The organism is Pectobacterium atrosepticum (assembly GCA_019056595.1).
Classification (GTDB): Bacteria; Pseudomonadota; Gammaproteobacteria; order Enterobacterales; family Enterobacteriaceae; genus Pectobacterium; species Pectobacterium atrosepticum.
This window is the reverse complement of record CP036163.1, coordinates 3,271,580-3,292,884: the sequence shown is the minus strand read 5'-3', so window position 1 is coordinate 3,292,884 and position 21,305 is coordinate 3,271,580. Positions and strand designations below refer to the sequence as shown.

11 protein-coding genes and 4 pseudogenes are annotated in these 21,305 nt (G+C 50.4%); 5 read left to right on the top strand and 10 right to left on the bottom strand.

Annotated features, from left to right (window positions below):
• Both DCX48_15650 and DCX48_15645 read left to right on the top strand, forming a co-directional pair.
• Entirely contained in the window at nt 1–2,856 is a 2,856-nt protein-coding gene (locus DCX48_15650; GenBank protein ID QXE15830.1) for a valine--tRNA ligase, read from the top strand.
• A gap of 193 nt (nt 2,857–3,049) precedes the next feature.
• A complete protein-coding gene (locus DCX48_15645; GenBank protein QXE15829.1) occupies nt 3,050–3,700 on the top strand; it encodes a DUF421 domain-containing protein in 651 nt (216 codons plus the stop codon).
• 258 nt (nt 3,701–3,958) lie between these two features.
• Here the strand turns inward: DCX48_15645 and DCX48_15640 are convergent, their stop codons facing one another.
• Both DCX48_15640 and DCX48_15635 read right to left on the bottom strand, forming a co-directional pair.
• Complete coding sequence (locus tag DCX48_15640) at nt 3,959–4,195, bottom strand: immunity protein (protein QXE15828.1); 237 nt, start codon at nt 4,193–4,195, stop codon at nt 3,959–3,961.
• Nucleotides 4,192–4,479: pseudogene (locus tag DCX48_15635) on the bottom strand (hypothetical protein). The gene DCX48_15640 and the pseudogene DCX48_15635 overlap by 4 nt, the downstream one beginning before the upstream one ends.
• Nucleotides 4,480–4,725: 246 nt before the next feature.
• Between DCX48_15635 and DCX48_15630 the strand changes: the two are divergent.
• A complete protein-coding gene (locus DCX48_15630; GenBank protein ID QXE17268.1) occupies nt 4,726–4,863 on the top strand; it encodes a type I toxin-antitoxin system SymE family toxin in 138 nt (45 codons plus the stop codon).
• A gap of 45 nt (nt 4,864–4,908) precedes the next feature.
• On the opposite strand, the pseudogene DCX48_15625 reads toward DCX48_15630, so the two are convergent.
• Nucleotides 4,909–5,291: pseudogene (locus DCX48_15625) on the bottom strand (hypothetical protein).
• A 97-nt stretch (nt 5,292–5,388) separates the two neighbouring features.
• On the opposite strand from DCX48_15625, the gene DCX48_15620 reads away from it, so the two are divergent.
• The gene (locus DCX48_15620; protein QXE17267.1) at nt 5,389–5,487 is read left to right on the top strand and encodes a type I addiction module toxin, SymE family; all 99 of its coding nucleotides are present in this window, start codon (nt 5,389–5,391) and stop codon (nt 5,485–5,487) included.
• 85 nt (nt 5,488–5,572) lie between these two features.
• Here the strand turns inward: DCX48_15620 and DCX48_15615 are convergent, their stop codons facing one another.
• Together DCX48_15615 and DCX48_15610 are read right to left on the bottom strand one after the other, a co-directional pair.
• Nucleotides 5,573–5,947, bottom strand: a complete 375-nt coding sequence (locus DCX48_15615) for a hypothetical protein (GenBank protein QXE15827.1) — start codon at nt 5,945–5,947, stop codon at nt 5,573–5,575.
• A 1-nt stretch (nt 5,948) separates the two neighbouring features.
• Nucleotides 5,949–7,715 (bottom strand): annotated as a pseudogene (locus tag DCX48_15610) (filamentous hemagglutinin).
• A gap of 257 nt (nt 7,716–7,972) precedes the next feature.
• Between DCX48_15610 and DCX48_15605 the strand changes: the two are divergent.
• Nucleotides 7,973–8,515, top strand: a complete 543-nt coding sequence (locus tag DCX48_15605) for an RNA 2'-phosphotransferase (protein QXE15826.1) — start codon at nt 7,973–7,975, stop codon at nt 8,513–8,515.
• Here DCX48_15605 and DCX48_15600 read toward each other — a convergent pair whose 3' ends face one another.
• The 5 genes and pseudogenes from DCX48_15600 to DCX48_15580 all read right to left on the bottom strand — a co-directional run bounded on the left by DCX48_15600 (nt 8,516) and on the right by DCX48_15580 (nt 21,256).
• Complete coding sequence (locus DCX48_15600; protein QXE17266.1) at nt 8,516–8,899, bottom strand: SMI1/KNR4 family protein; 384 nt, start codon at nt 8,897–8,899, stop codon at nt 8,516–8,518. It abuts the gene before it with no gap.
• 897 nt (nt 8,900–9,796) lie between these two features.
• Nucleotides 9,797–16,126 (bottom strand): annotated as a pseudogene (locus DCX48_15595) (filamentous hemagglutinin N-terminal domain-containing protein).
• 71 nt (nt 16,127–16,197) lie between these two features.
• Nucleotides 16,198–17,976: a ShlB/FhaC/HecB family hemolysin secretion/activation protein gene (locus tag DCX48_15590; protein ID QXE15825.1), complete on the bottom strand. Its 1,779-nt coding sequence runs from the start codon at nt 17,974–17,976 to the stop codon at nt 16,198–16,200.
• A gap of 373 nt (nt 17,977–18,349) precedes the next feature.
• The gene (locus DCX48_15585) at nt 18,350–19,969 is read right to left on the bottom strand and encodes a HAMP domain-containing protein (GenBank protein ID QXE15824.1); all 1,620 of its coding nucleotides are present in this window, start codon (nt 19,967–19,969) and stop codon (nt 18,350–18,352) included.
• Nucleotides 19,970–20,176: 207 nt separating this feature from the next.
• A complete protein-coding gene (locus DCX48_15580) occupies nt 20,177–21,256 on the bottom strand; it encodes an alpha/beta fold hydrolase (GenBank protein ID QXE15823.1) in 1,080 nt (359 codons plus the stop codon).
• Nucleotides 21,257–21,305: the final 49 nt, after the last annotated feature.

The following is a 21,305-nucleotide window of genomic DNA, read 5'->3' as shown; positions in this document are numbered from 1 at the left end:
ATGGAAACGAAATATAACCCGCAAGATATCGAGCAGCCGCTCTACGAACACTGGGAAAAGCAAGGCTACTTCAAGCCGCACGGCAACACGAGTAAAGAAAGCTTCAGCATTATGATCCCGCCGCCCAACGTCACTGGCAGCTTGCATATGGGTCATGCTTTCCAGCAAACCATTATGGATACGTTGATCCGCTATCAGCGTATGCAGGGCAAAAATACTCTGTGGCAGGCAGGCACCGACCACGCTGGCATCGCTACGCAGATGGTCGTTGAGCGCAAGATCGCAGCAGAAGAAGGCAAAACTCGCCACGATTACGGCCGCGATGCGTTTATCGACAAAATCTGGCAATGGAAAGGCGAATCCGGTGGCAATATTACCAATCAGATGCGCCGTCTGGGCAACTCCGTTGATTGGGAGCGCGAGCGCTTCACCATGGATGAAGGCCTGTCCAACGCGGTGAAAGAAGTGTTCGTCCGTCTGTATAAAGAAGACCTGATTTACCGCGGCAAGCGTCTGGTGAACTGGGATCCGAAGTTGCGCACTGCGATTTCCGATCTGGAAGTAGAAAACCGCGACGTGAAAGGATCGATGTGGCACCTGCGTTATCCGCTGGCTGATGGCGTGAAAACCGCCGAAGGGAAAGACTATCTGGTCGTTGCTACTACCCGCCCGGAAACTATGCTGGGTGATACTGGCGTTGCCGTTAACCCGGAAGATCCGCGTTATAAAGATCTGATCGGCAAGGAAGTGATTCTGCCACTGATTGGCCGCCGTATTCCGATCGTTGGCGACGAACATGCCGACATGGAAAAAGGCACTGGCTGCGTGAAGATCACGCCAGCCCACGACTTCAACGACTACGAAGTCGGTAAACGCCACCAGTTGCCGATGGTAAACATTCTGACGTTCGACGGTGATATCCGCCAGAGCGCTGAAATTTTTGATACCAATGGCGAAGCCAGCACCGCTTGCAGCAGCGAAATTCCAGAGGCTTTCCAAGGTCTGGAACGTTTTGCCGCACGTAAAGCGCTGGTAGCCGCATTCGATGAACTCGGCCTGCTGGAAGAGATCAAAGCGCACGACTTGACCGTTCCCTACGGCGACCGTGGTGGCGTTGTCATTGAACCGATGCTGACCGACCAGTGGTACGTGCGTGCTGCCGTGCTGGCTAAACCGGCGGTGGAAGCCGTGGAAGATGGCCGTATCCAGTTTGTACCAAAGCAGTACGAAAACATGTACTTCAGTTGGATGCGTGACATTCAGGACTGGTGTATCTCCCGTCAGTTGTGGTGGGGCCACCGTATCCCAGCCTGGTACGATGCCAATGGCAACGTCTACGTCGGTCGTACCGAAGCGGAAGTTCGCAGTGAAAACAATCTCGCTGACGATGTCGTTCTGAATCAGGATGAAGACGTGCTGGATACCTGGTTCTCATCCGGGCTGTGGACGTTCTCTACGCTGGGCTGGCCGGAGCAAACGCCCGATCTGAAAGCCTTCCACCCAAGCAGCGTGATGGTCAGCGGCTTCGACATCATCTTCTTCTGGATTGCCCGCATGATCATGCTGACCATGCACTTCATCAAAGATGAAGACGGCAAGCCGCAGGTGCCATTCAACACCGTCTACATGACCGGCCTGATCCGTGATGAAGAAGGCCAGAAGATGTCCAAATCCAAAGGGAACGTGATCGACCCGCTGGATATGGTAGACGGCATCTCGTTGGAAGCTCTGCTGGAGAAGCGCACTGGCAACATGATGCAGCCGCAGTTGGCGGAAAAAATCCGCAAGCGCACCGAGAAACAATTCCCGAACGGCATCGAGCCTCACGGTACAGATGCTTTGCGCTTCACGCTGGCGGCGCTAGCCTCCACTGGCCGCGACATCAACTGGGATATGAAGCGTCTGGAAGGTTACCGCAACTTCTGTAACAAACTGTGGAACGCCAGCCGTTTCGTGCTGATGAACACCGAAGATCAGGATTGCGGTTTTAACGGTGGCGAAATGGAGCTATCGCTTGCTGACCGCTGGATTCTGGCGGAATTTAACCGTACGGTGAAAGCCTACCGCGATGCACTGGACGGCTATCGCTTTGATATTGCTGCCAACATTCTGTACGAATTCACCTGGAACCAGTTCTGCGACTGGTATCTGGAGTTGACGAAGCCAGTGATGAACGGTGGTTCAGAAGCGGAACTGCGCGGTACACGCCACACGCTGGTTACTGTACTGGAAGCCTTGCTGCGTCTGGCACATCCGATTATTCCGTTCATTACCGAAACCATCTGGCTACGCGTTAAAGCGCTGAAAGGCATTAACGACGACACGATCATGTTGCAGCCTTTCCCTGAGTTCAATGCCGCGCAGGAAGATACGCTGGCATTGAACGATCTGGAATGGATCAAACAGGCGATCATCGCCGTGCGTAACATTCGTGCAGAAATGAATATCGCGCCGGGCAAACCGCTGGAAGTATTACTGCGCGATGCCACTGCTGAAGCACAGCGTCGTGTGGAAGAAAACCTCAGCTTTATCCAAACGCTGGCGCGTCTGGAAAGCATTACGCTGCTGCCTGCGGGCGATAAAGGTCCGGTTTCCGTCACTAAGCTCATCGAGGGTGCCGAGCTGTTGATCCCAATGGCTGGTCTGATCGATAAAGCGGCAGAACTGGATCGTCTGGCGAAAGAAGTGGCGAAACTCGAAGCAGAGATTGGCCGCATCGAAAGTAAGCTGTCTAACGAAGGCTTTGTGGCACGCGCACCGGAAGCGGTCGTCGCCAAAGAGCGTGAGAAGATGGACGGCTATGCCGTAGCGAAAACCAAACTGCTGGAGCAGCAAGCGGTCATCGCAGCGCTGTAACTTTTGCTTATTCCTCATCTCAGCCCCGGCACCTTGCCGGGGCTTTTTTTCTCCTGCCCTATCCGGCGAACAAGTGAATAGTGCTCACCAATCCGTACAGTGTTGCTATAGTCAATAGACGGGTACCGACCACACCGCCTGTACCAGGCCATAATAAGATGAAAAAATAGTCAGGGCAGCAACGGAGAAAAGAATGGAATATTATGGATATGTGTTATTAAAATTCATCATCGGTTTTACCATTGTCATCACACATTTAAATTTTTCGGGTAAAACTCAGCTCTCGCAAATGACCCCCGTCGACTTTATTGGCAACTTCATATTAGGCGGTATCATCGGTGGTGTTATTTATAGCGACAGCATTCCACTTTACCAATATGTAATTGTGCTACTTATTGGTGTCAGCCTGATTTCTATTCTTAACTCTATCAGTAAGAATATTTATTTTTTCCGCTCTGTCAGTATTGGCGACCCGATCCCTATCATTAAGAAAGGCCAATTCCTGATGGAAAACATTCTGCAAAAGAAAAATAAGATAGATATTATCAACGTTGCTTCACAGCTCCATGCTCAGGGGATCAATTCCTTCCAAAAGATAAACTATGCGCAAATTGAACCCAACGGACAACTAAGCGTCATTTGTGAGGGTATGGAAATGCCGTCAGTAATTGTCATTAAAGATGGAAAACCCAGGAAATATGATTTATGTGAAATAGAAAAAGATGAAGAATGGCTCTCTGCCGAAATTGCACGACACGGTATTGAATTAGATAATATTTATCTGGCTGAATTCTGGAAAGGAAATCTCATGTTTATATTAAAAGATGGTACCGTCGTAAAATAGACGCGTTCATCGCCTATTAACGAGAAGTTCCTCATAGCTATTATTATTCCTGCGGGAATCAGTTATTGGAAATTTTTTCTATTTTATACTTCAGTACGCCTGCACTCATGCTCTGCTGTTTACTGTCGTAAACGTCGCTGTCCTGCTCACTGCGCAACAGTAGGTAAGAGCACAGACAATCATTATTGTCGTAACGATGATTGAGGCCATGTTATAGATCTAAAGCTTCCGGCTTAACTTCGGGAGCATTAGACTCATTTATTTCTCTTTACTAGCCCTGAATCGGGACATAATCCATATTCCGACTCCTGTTGTGATTCCTACAACTGTTCCTCTTTTTAGTGAAAAAACCACATCGTCCTGCCAGCTAATAATAAACGTTCCATTTTTTAAATAGATTAAAAATGCAGCGCACAAACACGCTGCAAAAACAACCATAATCATAGTGATAGAACAAACTATAAGCAGAGTTAATAGTAGTTTTAGGGAGCTCATTTAGATTCTCCTGTATTACCAGCCTTATCTTGAACTTTGCTTCCCGCCACTTCACTCGCTAAGGCACCACCAATAGCACCTGTCATACTGGCTGTTTTATCTGAAACTACAGGGAAATATTTATTCCCGACTTCAAGCACTTTACCACCTCCAGCACCAACTGCCGTACCGACTCCCGCTGCAATAGATGCCGTCAACGGGTCTTTGTTCTGCAACTTCGCGCCAGCGTACGCACCCGCTACACTCACCACTTCTGTAAACCAGAATCCCCTACCTTGCGTTACCAGCAATATCTATCACCTGACTGCTGATTTCTGCAATCACCTGCATTTGTTGCAGACGCTTCTGCTCTTTCTCTTTGTCAAAAATCGGGCTCAGCGTCTGATTTGCATGTTCAACATCGTTACTCAGCTGTGCGAGGTCTCAAACTCCGCTCGGTTCTCGACGTGGATAAGTCAGAACCCGCCACATCCCAAGCATTACTCCACCTGATCAGCTATGTCAGCCGCCGTCACGCCGACCGCAGCGATATGACGCGCTATTACAGCCGAAGTCCCAGCCTGCACCTTCAGGACCACTGGCTGGAAGCGGCAGGATTTGAGATAGATATCCCGGTCGTCATCACCGTTGAGCAGGGGCAACTGGTGATACGGCCTGCGCCTGAGTGACTGATAAAAAAATCCCGGCTTGTTTGAAGGGCCGAGATTGCTGTATTAATTCAGAAGATTCGTTGATACGTTGCCAGTATCGAAGAACTCTTTAAAGATCCTGACAGCAAGATTAAAATCCCTTGTTACTTGCTGTGCTGGCCAGTTATCTCCCAGTATCATTATTTCAATATTAGGCTGAGAAAGATCATTGAATGTCCTAACAACATACTCATCGTCTCGTATTCCACTTAACGTCATAAAGTAAAAACCTTTCTCAGTCCTGAGTTGCAGCATTTCAGCTTCATTTTCATCGCTGTTAATTACATCCAGAGTCAAAGTGCCTTCCACGTCTTTAAGTAGATACAAGCAACGATTAATATCATCCCATGATGATATTTTTTATTTCCACCTTTACCCGCTAAGGTCCAACTTAATTTGAGTACCATTTTAATCCCTAGCCTTAAGTGATTTCATTCCCGGTTGCCAATAAAGAACGGAGCCTGTAGTTTCTTCATATATTGTTAAAGATTTCAGGCCAGCCTTATCCGCCATCGCCGCAGCACCAGCCTGCACCTCAAGGGCGACTGGCTCGAAGCAGCAGGATTTGCGACCGATACACTGGTCGTCATCACCGTTGAATAGGGTCAACTGGTGATACGGCCAGTGGCTGAGTGACAGGCAAAAAAATCCCGGCCTTTTTAGGGACTGGGATCCTTTGACTACTTAATCATATCAATTCGTATTGCTTTTCTGATATTTTTTGCAAAATCCCAGACTCAACCATTCCATCTAAAACCCCCTTTATCTCATGATCATCATATGATGAAAAATATTGAGATAAGCGCCATATATCTATCAATTTGGGATTTTTGACATTGTTAACATCGACCACCGCCTCTTTCTGATCGCTGTTTATTAAAAACCTAATACCTTTACCGTGTTTAACAAAACCCCATTCATCATTATTAACAAAAACAGTCCCTTTCTTAGGGAAGTCCAGCAAGAAGTCAAAGTCCTTTAAGCTTGGATAAGCGATAAAGAAAGCCTTCATTAGCATCTCTTGAAGACTGATAAAACTGATAATTTCCCTTTCGTTCATCATATCAATACCTTACCCTTGCTTCAGCGGCTTCACGCAAAAGTTGATCACCTTGCTCTTTCGTAACTTCATGTATTCTAACTGGTATATCTTTAATTCCGGCTTTTGCTGCTGCTTCAGCTCTATGATGGCCATCAATAATAATTGCTTTACCATTTACGATAGCAACGTCGACAGGTTCATTGATATCAAAGCCATTCGCTTTCATATCTTTTACAAGACGTTTTACTTGTGAGCCCGACATTTCATTTTTATTTTGCCTACTAATTAGAATGCTTGGATCTACGTTCTTAGTAGTTACTTGAGAAGTTCCATTTCCAGTGTTATGTCCAGCCTTACTTGTTCCTCCAATAATCCCTGCCGCACTTGTCGCCCCTGCTTGAGCAATCGTATTAATAGCAAGCTGTGACGCCTCATCCGAACCGCCCACTGCTTGTGCGTTATGTATCGCCTTTATACGTCCAGCTTCCAGAGCAGGCGTCACAATGTGCAGATAAGTCCACTCCTCAAGATCTGCACCACTCAAGTGGCCATTGGCCCGAAGTTTTTCCCCCAGTTCCTCAATTCGCTGACCATAATCTGCCTGCAACTCCGCCATTTCTTTGGCTTTTACAACACAAACATCAACGCTGGAGCAATTTTCAACACTCTTGATTTGTTCATCGGAGATTTTCTTGAACTTCTCCGTCACCCCGTCTTTACAGGCACTATCACTGCCACAGGATGACATTTCACTTAAGCGTTGACGGTTCTCATCCGTACTCAGGAAGTTATTCTCCACCGCATTCTGACTTGCCTGCGCACCTGCTACCGCGTTGGTGGTTGAGTCACCCACTGTGCCGGCTGCAAGACCGCCAGCCAGAAGCGAAAGCGTCGTGACCGTCTGTTTTTCGCTTTCGGTCATTTCCGAGATGGCTTTACCCGGATATAACCTGTCAGCAATAACACGCGCCGCCAGCTCACCCGTCGCGGCACCGGCAGCACCCGCTAGCGCACTGTTGCCGCTGGCTTCCGCCACAATCCCGCCCAGCACAGCGTGCGCTACCGCATTGGCGACAATATTGACGTTATCATTTGCATCCGTCGTCGCTTTCTTGATTTCTGTCGCCAGATACGGCGCCGCCGCACCCGCTATCGCCTGCGCAACGTTACCACCCGCCAGTCCCTGCACCGCTGCCGAGACCGCCATGATGCCCTGACGAATGGCTCCACCGGTGCCAAAACCAGAACTGTTCAATGCCTGAGTATAGGCTTTGTCATACGTCGTTTGATAAACGTATTTCTGAATCTCGGCATCGGTCGGGTTCAGGTTTGGCTTGTCCCCTTTCGCAAAGGCGTCTCTCGCCATCTTCCTGTCAGCATCAGAGAGACCCGTAGCCTTCGCGTCAGCCTCCGCTTTCGCGGCTTTCGTCGCAATGATTGCCCCGTGCGTACCGGCAATATCTATCACCTGACTGCTGATTTCTGCAATCACCTGCATTTGTTGCAGACGCTTCTGCTCTTTCTCTTTGTCAAAAATCGGGCTCAGCGTCTGGTTTGCATGTTCAACATCGTTACTCAGCTGTGCGACATCCTGACGCTGGCTGGCTTCGTCACGGATAACCAGTTGCCCATTGCTGACCGCCGCACGCGTGGTGCTCGCCGCATTACCGTCATTATTTCCGCTTATCAGCGAGTTGGATGCCAGATTACTCAACATCTGCATGCCAACTGGCCCGCCGGTGCTGATACCGACACCGCTGTGCGAGGTCTCAAACTCCGCTCGGTTCTCGCCGTTGAGAGGGCTGAACGAGACTTCAAATCAGAACCCCGCACAACTGAAGTAAAAGAACCACAACAGCAGGAAAAAGCCGCCTAGCCCGTAACTCAGCGGCAAATGGTTTCGAAGACCTAGGTTTTAATACCAAACAGCCAGTGATTGTGACCGTTGAGCGCGGTAAACTGGCTATTTAGACTGAACTGCGGTTCTGACAGGCAGACAAAAAAACCGGCCTCTTTAGTAGCCGGGACTCATTTGAGATTATTATCATGAGCAAAAAAAACACAGATATCAGTAAATTTTTAAGTTACATATTACGCCATCAACCTGAAGCCATAGGTTTATCTTTGGACAAGGAAGGATGGGTCGTTATAAGCGATCTTATTCTTTGTGCCGCTGAAGAAGGCTATATATTCGACAATAATCTTATTCATAGTATCGTTAATAATAGTGATAAAAAACGCTTTACGATTTCAGATGATGGATTACGTATCCGCGCAGCCCAAGGACATTCAACACAACAGGTCGATATAAGGTATGAAGCAAAAATCCCTCCCGAGTTTTTATATCATGGAACTGCAACACGATTTATAATATCAATTCGTGCTCAGGGATTAAATGCAAAAGATAGACAATATGTTCATCTATCTGCCGATGAAGAGACAGCAATTCAAGTTGGAAGTCGGCATGGAAAACCGATTGTACTAAGAATAAAAGCCCTGACTATGTATGAACAGGGCTTTTATTTCTACCAAGCTGCTAACGGGGTTTGGTTATCGAACTCTATTCCTTACCAGTTTATTCAGGAATAATTACACGTCATCTTCAGCCCGTTCCTCTTTGTTACGGGCTGATTCAAGACTGGCTATCTTCAGCCATTCGGTAAAGTCATCAGTGTACCCTCTATCCTCCCAACCAGAAGATGCAAAGGCATGAACATAGTAAACTTTTGGGTTTCCCGATGTATCTTCACCATCAAAGCACACAATATCATCAGAGTAACGCCAATTAGCAAAAGGAATTAACTTTCTCTCAGGATAAAGTTCTCTGACTTTTTCACACCAAAAGTCAACATAATTTGAGGAACTGCAAAACAGCCACCACGGTTCGATATCCTCTAATTCCGATTGGGATACATAATTGATAAAGCTATCAGGAAAAGAAAATCCTGAGTATAAATATTTTTGATACATCATAGCTCTATCAGTCATTTATTTACCTTTACCTGTTATTCTTGGAGAATCGGATGAACCATAAGGATTATTTTTACTAAACCCACCACTTTGGTTGTTAATCCTTCCTGTTATGGCCTCTCCCCACGTTGTGGCAGAACCAAAACGCCCTGAGTCAATCATATCTTTTGATAACGGATCGCTGAAGTTTCTGACATTCGCTTCTACCTTAATACTAGCCTCTCTCGCAGCACTGATTCTCGTATTATCCATACTGGTCATATTCCCATCAGGCATTTTTACAACATCAACCGGTTCGCCTTTCCAGCCATCTTTTTTCATGCTAGAAACAAGATCATCGTATGTATATTTCACACCTGTACCTCGATCTGTCTTATTGTGAGAAACGGTATTCTGCGAAAAGCGAATTTCGTTAGCATCAAAGGAGGAAATATTTCCTGCCGGCTTAACCGTGATCGGCTCTTTGATGCCTTTTTTACCAATCCCCGCAGCAATACCCGCCGCACTAGTTCCTGCAACCTGTGCCAACGAGTTTATCGCAAGTTGCTTTGCCTCAGGAGAATCACCAGACGACAGCGCATTATGTATCGCCGCAGTTCTGTCCGCCTCAAGCTGGATAGTAGTCACCTGGAGAATAGATAATTCGTCCTGCTCTTCCGTGCTTAAGCCACCATTAACACGCGCTTTCTCCAACAACTCATTGGCGCGATTAGCATAATCAACTTGTAACTTGCCAACTTCATTCGCCTTATCAACACAGTCCTTAGCACCTGTACATCCAACAACACTTTCATGTTGTTCGGCATTGATTTTCTTGTACTTATCAATAATGGGATTTTCGCAGGTAGTACTGCCCTGACACTGAGCCATTTCCTGACTACGGGATTTGTTTTCCTGCACACTCAGCGCATTATTCTCCACCGCATTCTGACTTGCCTGCGCACCTGCTACCGCGTTGGTGGTTGAGTCACCCACCGTGCCGGCTGCGAGACCGCCAGCCAGAAGCGAAAGCGTCGTGACCGTCTGTTTTTCGCTTTCGGTCATTTCCGAGATGGCTTTACCCGGATATAACCTGTCGGCAATAACACGCGCAGCCAGTTCACCCGTCGCGGCACCGGCGGCACCCGCCAGCGCACTGTTACCGCTGGCTTCTGCCACAATCCCGCCCAGCACAGCGTGCGCTACCGCATTGGCGACAATATTGACGTTATCATTTGCATCCGTCGTCGCTTTCTTGATTTCTGCCGCCAAATACGGGGCCGCTGCACCCGCTATCGCCTGCGCAACGTTACCACCCGCCAGTCCCTGCACCGCTGCCGAGACCGCCATGATACCCTGACGGATCGGGCCACCGATGCCAAAACCAGAACTGTTCAATGCCTGAGTATAGGCTTTGTCATACGTCGTCTGATAAACGTATTTCTGAATCTCGGCTTCTGTCGGGTTCAGGTTTGGCTTGTCCCCTTTCGCAAAGGCGTCTCTCGCCATCTTCCTGTCAGCATCAGAGAGACCAGCAGTCTTCGCGTCGGCCTCCGCTTTCGCAGCTTTCGTCGCAATGATTGCCCCGTGCGTACCGGCAATATCTATCACCTGACTGCTGATTTCTGCAATCACCTGCATTTGTTGCAGACGCTTCTGCTCTTTCTCTTTGTCAAAAATCGGGCTCAGCGTTTGGTTTGCATGTTCAACATCGTTACTCAGCTGTGCGACATCCTGACGCTGGTTGGCTTCGTCACGGATAACCAGTTGCCCATTGCTGACCGCCGCACGCGTGGTGCTCGCCGCATTACCGTCATTATTTCCGCTTATCAGCGAGTTGGATGCCAGATTACTCAGCATCTGCATGCCAACTGGCCCACCGGTGCTGATACCGACACCGCTGTGCGAGGTCTCAAATTCCGCTCGGTTCTCAATGTCACTAAAGCCCAGCGTCCCGGTGTCTAATCGGTTTTTCGCGGCCTCTGCCGTGGAGCCAATCACCGCGCCATCAAGCTGCGTCTGGTTGCCCACCTGCACATCGTAGCCACCCTGCCCGGCAAACAGCCCAGTCTGCTCCTGCACACTGCGATAGTCGCTGTGCATTTTGTCCTTGCTCATGCTGAAATTGGCTGACGCGGTTCCCGCACCATAAATCGGAATGCTGACGCCTGCACTCATGCTCTGCTGTTTGCTGTCGTAGACGTCGCTGTCCTGCTCACTGCGCAACAGCAAGTCCCGCCCAACGCGTGCCGTGATCTGTTGCCCGCTGACCTGTGCACCCTGCAATGTGGTATCGCGGCCGCTGTTTAGCCGTACCTGACGCCCCGCGTCCAGCAGCGTTTCAGTGTGGCTAAGTCCTTCACCCAGTTCACTGCCTTTCGCTTTATTCATGCTGGCATTCACGCTCAGGCTAAAGCCACCGCTGCCAACACCAAGGCTCAGGCCAATGCTGCCACCTTTGCTCTTGTTGCTCCCTTCCGTGTGCTGACTGTTCTGTGCGGACAATAGCTGGATATCACGTGCCGCATCCAGCGCCACATCCTGACCCGCGCGCAGCTCGCTTCCCTGCACGCGAATATCATCACCCGTTGCGGTCAGAGACAGGTTTCTACCCGCGTTCAGGCTACTACCTTGTGCGGTGCGCTGCTCCACCGTTTGCTCGGATTTCGATGACTGGCTTCCCAGCGAGACGCTGACGCCCACGACATTGTTATTTGTGGGATCGTCTTTACCTTTCAGCGCCGCCAGATACGCAGCTTGCCCCGCTTGTACGCCGCTGAGCGTCGCTTTCACACCCTGTAAAGCTTGAAGGCGGCCATCCTCCGTCTCTTTAGCCGTCTGCGCCGTTTGTACCGCCGTATTCACCATACCGCCAACCGTGCCACTCAGCGCCAGCGTTAACCCACTCTGCTTCTGTTCATAGGTCTGCCGTTGCGTCTGACTGTTCTCCGCTGCCGTCACGTCTATCGTCTTACCTTGCAGTGCCACATCCTGTCCGGCCACTACGTCGCTACCTTTCACGGTCAGTTGATTACCCGCCAGCAGCGTCGTGTTGCCTTTTTCACTGCCTATGATGCTGGCTTTCTCACTCATGCCATCGGTATCGGTCGTGCTCTTTTGGCTAGCCTGACCGATGGTAAATCCGATGCCGCCGCTACCCATCAGGCCAGATTTTTTCTCTTCCTTTAAATGTGTTTCCTGATGATTCTCTTGCGCCGTGGTCACGGTAATATCGCGTCCGGCGGTAATACCGACATCCTGCGTACCCGCAACGGAGCTACCCGCGATCTGCACATTATTGCCAGCACCGATCGCCACCGTCTCGCCGCTGAACGAACTGCCCACTGCCGATTGATGCTGAATACTGTCATGGCGTTCGCTGGACTGTGCGGAGAGCAAACCGCGACTGCTTTGCTTGCTGTGTTCCGTCAACGTGTAGGATGACTCACCGCTGGCCAGGTTAATGTCATTGCCCGCTTGAACTTGTAGCCCCTGCTGCGCGGTAACAGACGCCGCAGTCGCATTCAGATTTTGTCCCGCACGTAATGCTATCTGGCCATTGGCGACAATGTCGCTACCGATATCTTCGCGTGCCTGATAATGGCGATAATTATTGCCGTCCCAGTCGCTATTCAGCGTTTCCGTGGTCGTCAGCGTCGCTAGGTTCAAGTTGTTCCCCGCGCTGATCAGCGTGGAGCTGTCCGCGCCCGAGTTAATCACCTGGCTACCGATCAAGTTGATGTCCTTGCCCGCCGCCAGCGTCAGTTCACCTTTATCATTCTGAACGTACATGCCCGCGACGCGATCCAGAATGCGGTTATCCTCACCGCCACTCAATGTGCTGGTACTGTTGATATTGCCGCCCGCCAGTGCGGTCAATTTGTCTTCTGCCTGAATGACGCCACCGACGTTATTCAGATCGTTACGAACCTGTAGCTGAACCTGTTTACCCAGCAGAGAGCCGCCCTGATTGTCCAACGCATCAGACGAGATAAACAGAGTATCGCGCGCGGCAATACGTCCGCTGTTCAGCATGCCGCCAGCCAGCCCAACAGAGATCGTATTCCCTGCCAATAGGCTACCCGCACCGATTTGTTCATTCGAGCGGACTTTGGAGTAGACCTGTGGGACGAGCACCGTCTGCGAGGAACCATCTGGCAAGGTCACCGATTTTCTCACCATCCAGACCATGTCAGTGGTGAGCAATGCCATCTGCTCTGGTGTCAGTACCACCCCCGGTGTCAGCGAGAACTGATGACCAAATGCGATACCCGCATCCATCAATGCCTTGTACTGAGCCTCATCGCTGTTATAACCCGCCAGATAGCGTTGTCCGGTTAATTGTGCGATCTGCTCACGTACTTCACGCTGTTCGTAGAAGCCATCGCCCAGTCGTTTATCTTGCCCTTCGATACTGAAGGCTTGCAGCATATAATCAGAGCTAAGCCACTGCTTCTGATTGGTAAAACGTGCATCCGTTTCCACCAGATAGTGGCTCTCTGCAGCAGGTTGCAGCGTAAATAAACTACTGCCCGGGAGCGTCACCGTCGGCGTACCCACATTCTGACCAACGTTACCTGCACGCAGCGCCGTCACCGCATAACCCGATCCGTCGAATGCAGCCTGGCTACGCCAGTCGTGCACTTTTAGATCGATCGTTTCGACTTGAGCAGTTGGCGCATAGTTATTGCCGTCAATACCCTGTGAGGTTTTTGTTACCCCGCGCCAGTTCTTTTTCTTCTTGGCATACCAGCGCTCCTGACGTCCCCGATCGGTGGTGGTACGTTCGCCCGGCGTCGCAAGATTGCTCAGTTCCTTCACACCGTCAATCAATAGACCTGCCGCAATTACCCGGCTGTCGTTGTTGGTCATCCGCGCCGCCGTCAGATACAAATTACCGCCAGACAGGATCTGCCCCGGATCGCTCTCTTTCACTCGCGTTTCGTTTACCGTGCGGGTGTAGGTATAGCGATAGAAATTATCGTCAGCGTACCCATCCGGCATATGCGCAGTGTTCACGCCATATTTATTGTCTGTCAGCCAAATATCGCTCCAGTTGTAGCGGGTAGTATGTCCACGCAGTACGGCTTCATCGACTCGGGTCGCGCTGGTAACGATTTCCGTCACCAAATTATCGTTAACGTTATGAATCTGGCGGGCAGATAGCGCCATATCGCCGATAGACTCAATGGTAGCGCCGTGGTTATTGATCGCCTCAGCCTGACCTGTCGCCCTGCCTTCTGCATCCAGATTACGTCCCAACGCCATCACGCCATCGCTGTAAATCAGGCCGTGTTGACGATTATTGAGCGTGCCGACGCCTAGATCCAGACGCTGACGTGCGGCGATCGTTGCCCCGATACCTGCTTCGTTCACATTGTTCAGCGTCTGTGCTTGCAGGCTGATCCAGTCCCCATAGACGCGACCGCTGCCGATATTGTTTAGCGTGCCCGCATCAATACGGGTTATCCCCCCATCGATTAGGCCGCGGTTGGTTAACGCATCCGACAGTACCAATTGCGTCTTTTGGCTACTGATTTCACCACTGGCCTGATTATCGAGACGTGCTGCCGTCAGCGTCAGTTCACTACCAGACTGGATTTTTTGGCGGTTGGTAACATCACCCACCACGGTGAGATCGAGTTTACCGTTTGCAATCACATCGCTCTGGTTGTCGAAGTGCTGTACGGCGGTGAGCGACATGTCACCCAGCGACAACAGTTGACCGTCGCCGCTCAGGCTATCGGCTTGCACATCCAGTTTTTTCCCGGCGATGAGCGTGCCTTCGGCGTTATTGACGGCTTTCGCCGCCGTCACCTTAAGGTGGTTATCCGCACTGACTTTCGCTTTACGGCTGGAAACCGATCCGGTGGTGGCGTTGAGCGTAACATCGGTCGCCTGCGTCTGGCCGCCATCGGTATTCACCTCTGCCGCAGCCATCGTCAGCGCCCCACCCGCGAGTTGCTGGCCGTTGGCATCTGCACGCTGGCTGGCCGTTAGAGAGAGATTGCCAGTTTGCGCCACCGAGCCGTCGCTGTTGATTCCCGCCCCCAGTACTGCGCCTTTCTGGTTGGTGATATTTGCTGCTTTCACCGTCGCATCGCGCTGTGCCGCCAGTACGCCGCGGTTAGCCGTCTGTTGCTGAGTGCTGACGCCCACATCACGCTGGGCGTAAACCTTACCGCTATTATCCAGCTCACGCCCCGCCAGTTGTACATCCTGCGAGGCATTAATGCTGCCGCTGTTTTCAATGCGGCCATCGGCAGAGATCGTCACGCTTCCCGCCTGTGCGCCAATCGCACCCGCATTGCGTACCCCAACGCCTTGCTCCGTACCAATGAGCTGGATCTTGCCCGCATACATACCGCCGAGTTGCGCCACGTCCACTGCCAGCTTCGGCTCAGCGCGTTCCGTTGACGCTGAAGTCGTCGCTGCTTTCTCGATGTTCTGCTGTTCGGCATCGACAGTATTACGTCCTGCCGTCACCTTCAGGTCGTTCGCCCACAGCCCGGCGTTGATCTCTACAGTCTGTGCAATCAGGTCGGTATAATCCTGACGGCTGGAGTCCATCCCCGCCCCCTGAACGCGAATAGTGCCTTTCTCAACCTGATAGCCCTTAAGCTGGCCGTTTTCCATCATCGCCTTGCCGGTCGTCAGCGTCGCGCGGTTAGCATTGATGAAACCACAGCCATCACAGGTGATACCCGACGGGTTGGCAATGACGACCTGCGCTTTTTTCCCTGCGACTTCGATATACCCGTTTAATTTGCTGGGATCGCGTGAATTCACTTCGTTCAGAATGATCTTCGCTTCGCCTTTAGCCAGCCACGGGTTACCCGCAACCCAGCCGCCTTGCTGCGTTTGCACCTGATTACGCGAGTTATTGAGGATGGCACCCTGCTGATTCACATCGAACTGGCTGTAGACATTGCGCGATACGCCGCCTGCACTTGGCGTTTGAATATTGACCTGCGGCGTCCCGTTTGCAGTTTGTAATACGGTAGGTTTCTGGTTACCGGGCGCGTTGCCATCCGCCACAATGTTCGCCTGTGCCACAGGCGCAAGCGTAACAAACCCCATCACGCCCAGTAGCAGGAACGTCAGCGGGGAAAGTCGCCCTGTTATCTGGCTCAGCGTTGGCCCAAGGCTGGACGGAACGGAATCTTTGGCGCAGCCGCGGCAAAGTTCAGAGACCACCATCAAAACGCCGCGAGCGCGATTAAAAACGATGCGATACAGGTGCTTATTCATTCTTGTTATCCATTCAAAGAAAGAAATTTTTCAACAAACAGGTTCACGACTGGCACATTCCAACGAATGCTTTAGTACTGCCAGTTCAGGCTAAAGCCGAAGACGGCCGGGCTAGTTTCAAAGCCATCAGGCTTGGAAAGCGGAATGCCCGCAAACAGGTCATAGCCGGTGTTCAATACGTTGCCACGCACCCCGATTACGCCACCTGCCAAATGGTTACCAACCAGCATTTCTTTGCTGTTGTTACTGATCTCGCCGTAATCCACACCCAGATACAGTTCCTGATTCTGAAGCGGCGTGCGCCAGGCAAGTTCATTACGAACCAGCCAGCCGTCGTCGGCGCTGAGCGTGAGCTCGCCGTCAAAGCCGCGGACCGTCCAGCGGTTACCAATGGAGAACTGATCCTGTGCAGTCAGGCGGGTGTTCGCAAGCTGACGGCGGTATTGCACGTTGTAGCGGAAAGCTTCGTCAAACACGGCGAACGGAACATCCAGCTCGGAAGAGAACTGAATGATTTTTGATAGCCCGGTTCCTTCATCATTGGTTTCTTCCGGAACGGGCTGCGCACCGAACCAGCGAGTACCACGTTGATAGCTAACAGCAGCATCCAGCGTGGCTTGGGAAATATAGTGACGATGCTGTAAACCCAGACGCCATCCCGCTGTTTTACGCCGCTGCACCTCAACCTCGGTATCATTGACAAAGTTGCGTGATTCGCGCGTCATGACCTCATAGCTCACCGACGTCTTCTGGCTACCGCTACGATGCAATACTCGACTGAGCTGGAAATTGAGGCTCTCGTTTTCGCCGCTATAGGTATAGTTTTCATTTAATCCGGCGATCGTCTGGTGATAGTCATAACCGCTGGCGGTCATCCCGGCCTGCCAGTAACCAAAAGGCACCGAATAATGGGCAACATAGCTCTTGCTGCCTTTACTGCCACGACCTTGCAGATCGTGGCCGCCATAAAGATAGAACGTGTCGCTGAGTGAAAAGGGGTTATCAAGGAAAAGCGTCAAACCACCCTGATAGCGCCCTGTGCTTTTGTTGCCGGAATCGTCCAGCGTCGCACCGAGTCGCCAGTGCTTTGCTTGTTTATAGCCAACGACGATATCGCTTTCGCCCGGTTTCTCTCCCGGAACCAGTTGCATATCAGCCTGCGCAGTCGGCACACGCTGCAAATTCTCCAGCCCTTGCTCAATATCGCGCAAATCGAGCAGTTCACTTTCACGTGCAGGCATAGCGCTGTAGAGCTGAACATAACGGTCACTGTCCGGCGACAGCGTTATTTTGCCGACCTTGCCAGCCATTACCACCAGCTTCAGCGTACCGCTTTTCAGATCCTGAGCGGGTGCGAGTACGCGTGCGGTCACATAGCCGTGATTCACCAGACGGTTTTGCAACGCGCTCATTAACAAGTTAATGCCTTTACCGCCCAAACATTGGCTCACCGCCTGATCGGCCAGCCGCTGCAACGGTAGCCAGCCGGGGAAATCCTCAGTTCCCTGTAATTCCACCTTTTTGATGGGAAAGCAGGGTGTCATCTCCACGGGAAAATGCAGCCGCGTCAGAAACGCCCCCGGCTCCTGTAGACGCACATCCGGTGCCTGAGGTGAAAGCTGTCGCTCTTGCGCACGCTGCCGTTCCTGCTGATTAATTTGCTGCTGGTTGATCTGACGCTGATCGAGCTGTTGCAGCTCGGCTGATGTCGCGGCATTCGCTATGACTGCAAAGAAAGGTAAAGGCAGCGCGAAGAATAGCGAACGAATTAATAGGGTAATCACCAATGTAATTGGTTTTATTTTATTGATTTTTAATGATAAAAAATAAAATAGAACAATCCTTGTCATGATAGATAAACCTAAAGATGCAAATAATTAGTTACATTTTCATATCAGATAAAAATATTAGGAATGAGAACTGTCTTATTCGTTCTTATCTCAAATTGACAAGGCAGAGGGGAAACTAACGGGGAGTGTGGCGTTCAGATAGGATCTCGCGTTGGAATATCTATACCCTAAATAATTCGAGTTTCAGGCAGGCGGCAAGGGAAGGAATCCCGATGAGCTTACTCAGGTAAGTGATTCGGGTGAGTGAACGCAGCCAACACACATGTAACTTGAAGTATGACGGGTATATCGCATCATGTTGTGGTTTTGAGGATTACCGTCTGTTTTCTTTTCTGATACAGGCAAATAAAAACAGACGGTGGTCGTTTAACGATTAGCGGGCATCAGCCAGCGTAATGTTCTGACGTAAGCCGGGCAACACGTTGTCCATTTCCCTATTTTCTCTTGCGATCTGGAAACGGGAAACAGACTGTTGCAGGTTAATAACCTGTTCCTGAAGCGCATTTGCTGAGGTCGCCACTTCTGCTACTAATGACGCATTCTGCTGAGTCACGCCATCCATCTGATTAATAGCGATATTAATCTGCGAAATGCCTCGACTCTGCTCGCTGGAAGCCAACGTGATTTCATCCATGATATCGACGACCTTCTTCACATCCATCAGCACTTCGTCCATGGTGTTACCGGCCACTTCAACCAGGCCGGCACCCTTTTCAATACGGCTGAGAGAAGCATCAATCATCGTGCCGATCTCTTTCGCTGCGGTCGCGCTACGCGCAGCCAGCATCCGTACTTCAGAGGCAACCACCGCAAAACCTTTACCGTACTGACCTGCACGCGCAGATTCCACCGCAGCGTTCAGCGCCAGCAGGTTGGTTTGGAAAGCAATGCCGTCGATCACACCAACAATGTCGGAGATCTTGGCAGAACTCATCTTAATAGAACGCATGGTATCAACCACTTCGGAGACAACATTCCCGCCGCGAGACGCGGAATCAGAGGCCTTCTGCGCCAGTTGATTCGCCTTGCGTGTGTTGTCTTCGTTATTTTTCACCGTCGACATGATCTGTTCCATGCTTGAGGCGGTTTCATCCAATGAGGCTGCCTGCTGCTCGGTACGGCTGGAAAGATCGATGTTACCGGATGCGATTTCTTCTACCCCAACGCTGATTGCATCGGTTCCGTTACGCACCACGCGCACCATATTTTCCAGCCCGTCACGCATGCGCTGAACGGCGGCAAACAGGTGAGCGATTTCATTTTTCCCGCTGCTATCAATCTGCGCACGCAGGTCGCCTTCAGCAATGCGGTCAAAGACAGAAATAGCCTGATTAAGCGGTTTCACGATCATGTTGGTCATCACAGACCAGGCCAGTGCCGCCAGCAGCAACGCACAGGCAATCGCAACGTATAGAATGGTTTCCATCAGTTCCACACGCCCATTTGAATCCGCATAGGCTTCATCAATGCTCTTCAGCTTGAAGGCAACCAGCGCTTTAGAGGATTTATCAAACGCGGCGTACAGCACCGTCGATTTCCCAGCACGCTGGCGATATTCGTCCAAGTTCCCTGCGTTAAGTGCCGCAAATGCCGGATCGATAAAGTCCTGCATCAGCGCATTGCGCTTCTCAGCCATGTCCGAAGAAATGGCTTTTTCCTCTTCGTACTGCGGGTATTTCAGGTATTCCTGCCATTTTTCGCTAGCGCCGTCGACCTTGCCTCTGGCGCGTCCCAGCGCGACTTTAGCCGCCTCGAGGTCCCCTTTTCCCATTAATGATTCGTACAGACGCAAATCCAACCGACCACGCAACAGCAGTTCGGAGCTGTCATTCAGCGCAACTAGCCCTGGCAGCACTTCCATATCGACACGAGCAAATGATTTGTTCCCTGACTGAACCGCAATCAGTCCTAAAACGCCGACAAAAAGCAGTAACGCCGCTAACGAGAACACCATCATGCTGAGTGCAGTACGGATCTTTATCTTACGAAACATAAATTATCCCTGTGGTCTGAAAATAAGAAAGGGTGAGCGCCAGTTCTACTGCGGAGCCGTTCAGTTATTTACGTAATAGTCGTTATATTTCAATTTCCAGACGTGTTCATCCCCACGACCTGAAATAAATCCATCGTAATAAAATAAAGAGACCTATAAAGAGGATAATGACCGACAGAAAATTAGCTTTCTGGCGGTCATTAAGATTTATTTTTTATTCTTTTTCTGAGCCTGATTCTTGTCTAAGAAACGTTGCAGCTCATCTTTATAAAATTTCGCCGACATCATAGTGCCATGCCCGCTGGTATCTTTACTGGCGGGAATAAGGAATAATGTTGCCTGCTTAATTTTCTTAAGCTCATTCTCCAGGATGCCTGTTTCAACAGGATTACGCTCATCATCCGCAGAGTTAATTACCAGAACAGGAGCCTTAATTTTATTCAATTCCAGCGCAGCGTTATAATTTGCAGATGAGCCCCAGAGATAAATAAAGTCATTGGCATCGCTGGTTGAAGGCAGCGCGAGGCGATCTTCTACCAACTTGTCCGCCTGAGCACGCGTCGGCGCTTTGCTCTGATACGCCAGCGTGCCGCCAGTGGTGGCAATGCTAAACATAATGTTGGCTGTTTTTAACGTTGGTGGCTGCTGAGTATAATCACCGTGATTCCACACAGGATCGTTCTTGATGGATTCAATCAAGATGCGACGCATCATCCAATTACGACCAGACAGTTCATTCGGCAGCGACGCCATTGGCACCAGCGCATCCATCATATCTGGGTATTTTTCACCCCAGAGCCAGGTTTGCATACCGCCCATGGAATATCCCATCACCAGGCTCAGGTGATTAATCCCCAGCCCTTCTTTGATTAAGCGATATTGTGCCTGCACCATATCGTTATAATCGTACTGTGGGAATTTCATCCGTAAGCCGTCTGATGGTTTGGAAGATTTTCCAGAACCAATGCTTTCCGGCATGATAATAAAATATCTACTGCTATCCAGTGCCTGACCCGGCCCGAACAGCTCTCCGCCAAAGCCATTTGCCAACAGCGCTTTAATCGGCTGGTTCGTTCCATGCAGTAATAACACGGCGGGCTTGGTTTTATCACCGATGGTGTAATAGTGAATTCGCAGATCTTTTAATTTTTCGCCGCTGTTGAAGATAAATTCTGGCGCGATCCAGTCGCCTTCTTTGGGCTCTGGAAAATTGCTCTGTGCATGCGTTAATAGTGACAGCATTAACAGAAAGGCGCCCACCACACCTGATAGAATTCGATTAATCATAAATAACTCTTCGGTAATCATGAAGCCGTGAAGCCGCGATTTTAATGTC

Coding starts and splice junctions, on each gene's coding strand:
- DCX48_15640 (QXE15828.1), bottom strand. CDS start 4,195: ATGAGCTCCCTAAAACTACTATTAACTCTGCTTATAGTTTGTTCTATC.
- DCX48_15650 (QXE15830.1), top strand. CDS start 1: ATGGAAACGAAATATAACCCGCAAGATATCGAGCAGCCGCTCTACGAA.
- DCX48_15590 (QXE15825.1), bottom strand. CDS start 17,976: ATGACAAGGATTGTTCTATTTTATTTTTTATCATTAAAAATCAATAAA.
- DCX48_15585 (QXE15824.1), bottom strand. CDS start 19,969: ATGTTTCGTAAGATAAAGATCCGTACTGCACTCAGCATGATGGTGTTC.
- DCX48_15630 (QXE17268.1), top strand. CDS start 4,726: ATGACGCGCTATTACAGCCGAAGTCCCAGCCTGCACCTTCAGGACCAC.
- DCX48_15600 (QXE17266.1), bottom strand. CDS start 8,899: ATGATGTATCAAAAATATTTATACTCAGGATTTTCTTTTCCTGATAGC.
- DCX48_15615 (QXE15827.1), bottom strand. CDS start 5,947: ATGATGAACGAAAGGGAAATTATCAGTTTTATCAGTCTTCAAGAGATG.
- DCX48_15580 (QXE15823.1), bottom strand. CDS start 21,256: ATGATTAATCGAATTCTATCAGGTGTGGTGGGCGCCTTTCTGTTAATG.
- DCX48_15645 (QXE15829.1), top strand. CDS start 3,050: ATGGAATATTATGGATATGTGTTATTAAAATTCATCATCGGTTTTACC.
- DCX48_15605 (QXE15826.1), top strand. CDS start 7,973: ATGAGCAAAAAAAACACAGATATCAGTAAATTTTTAAGTTACATATTA.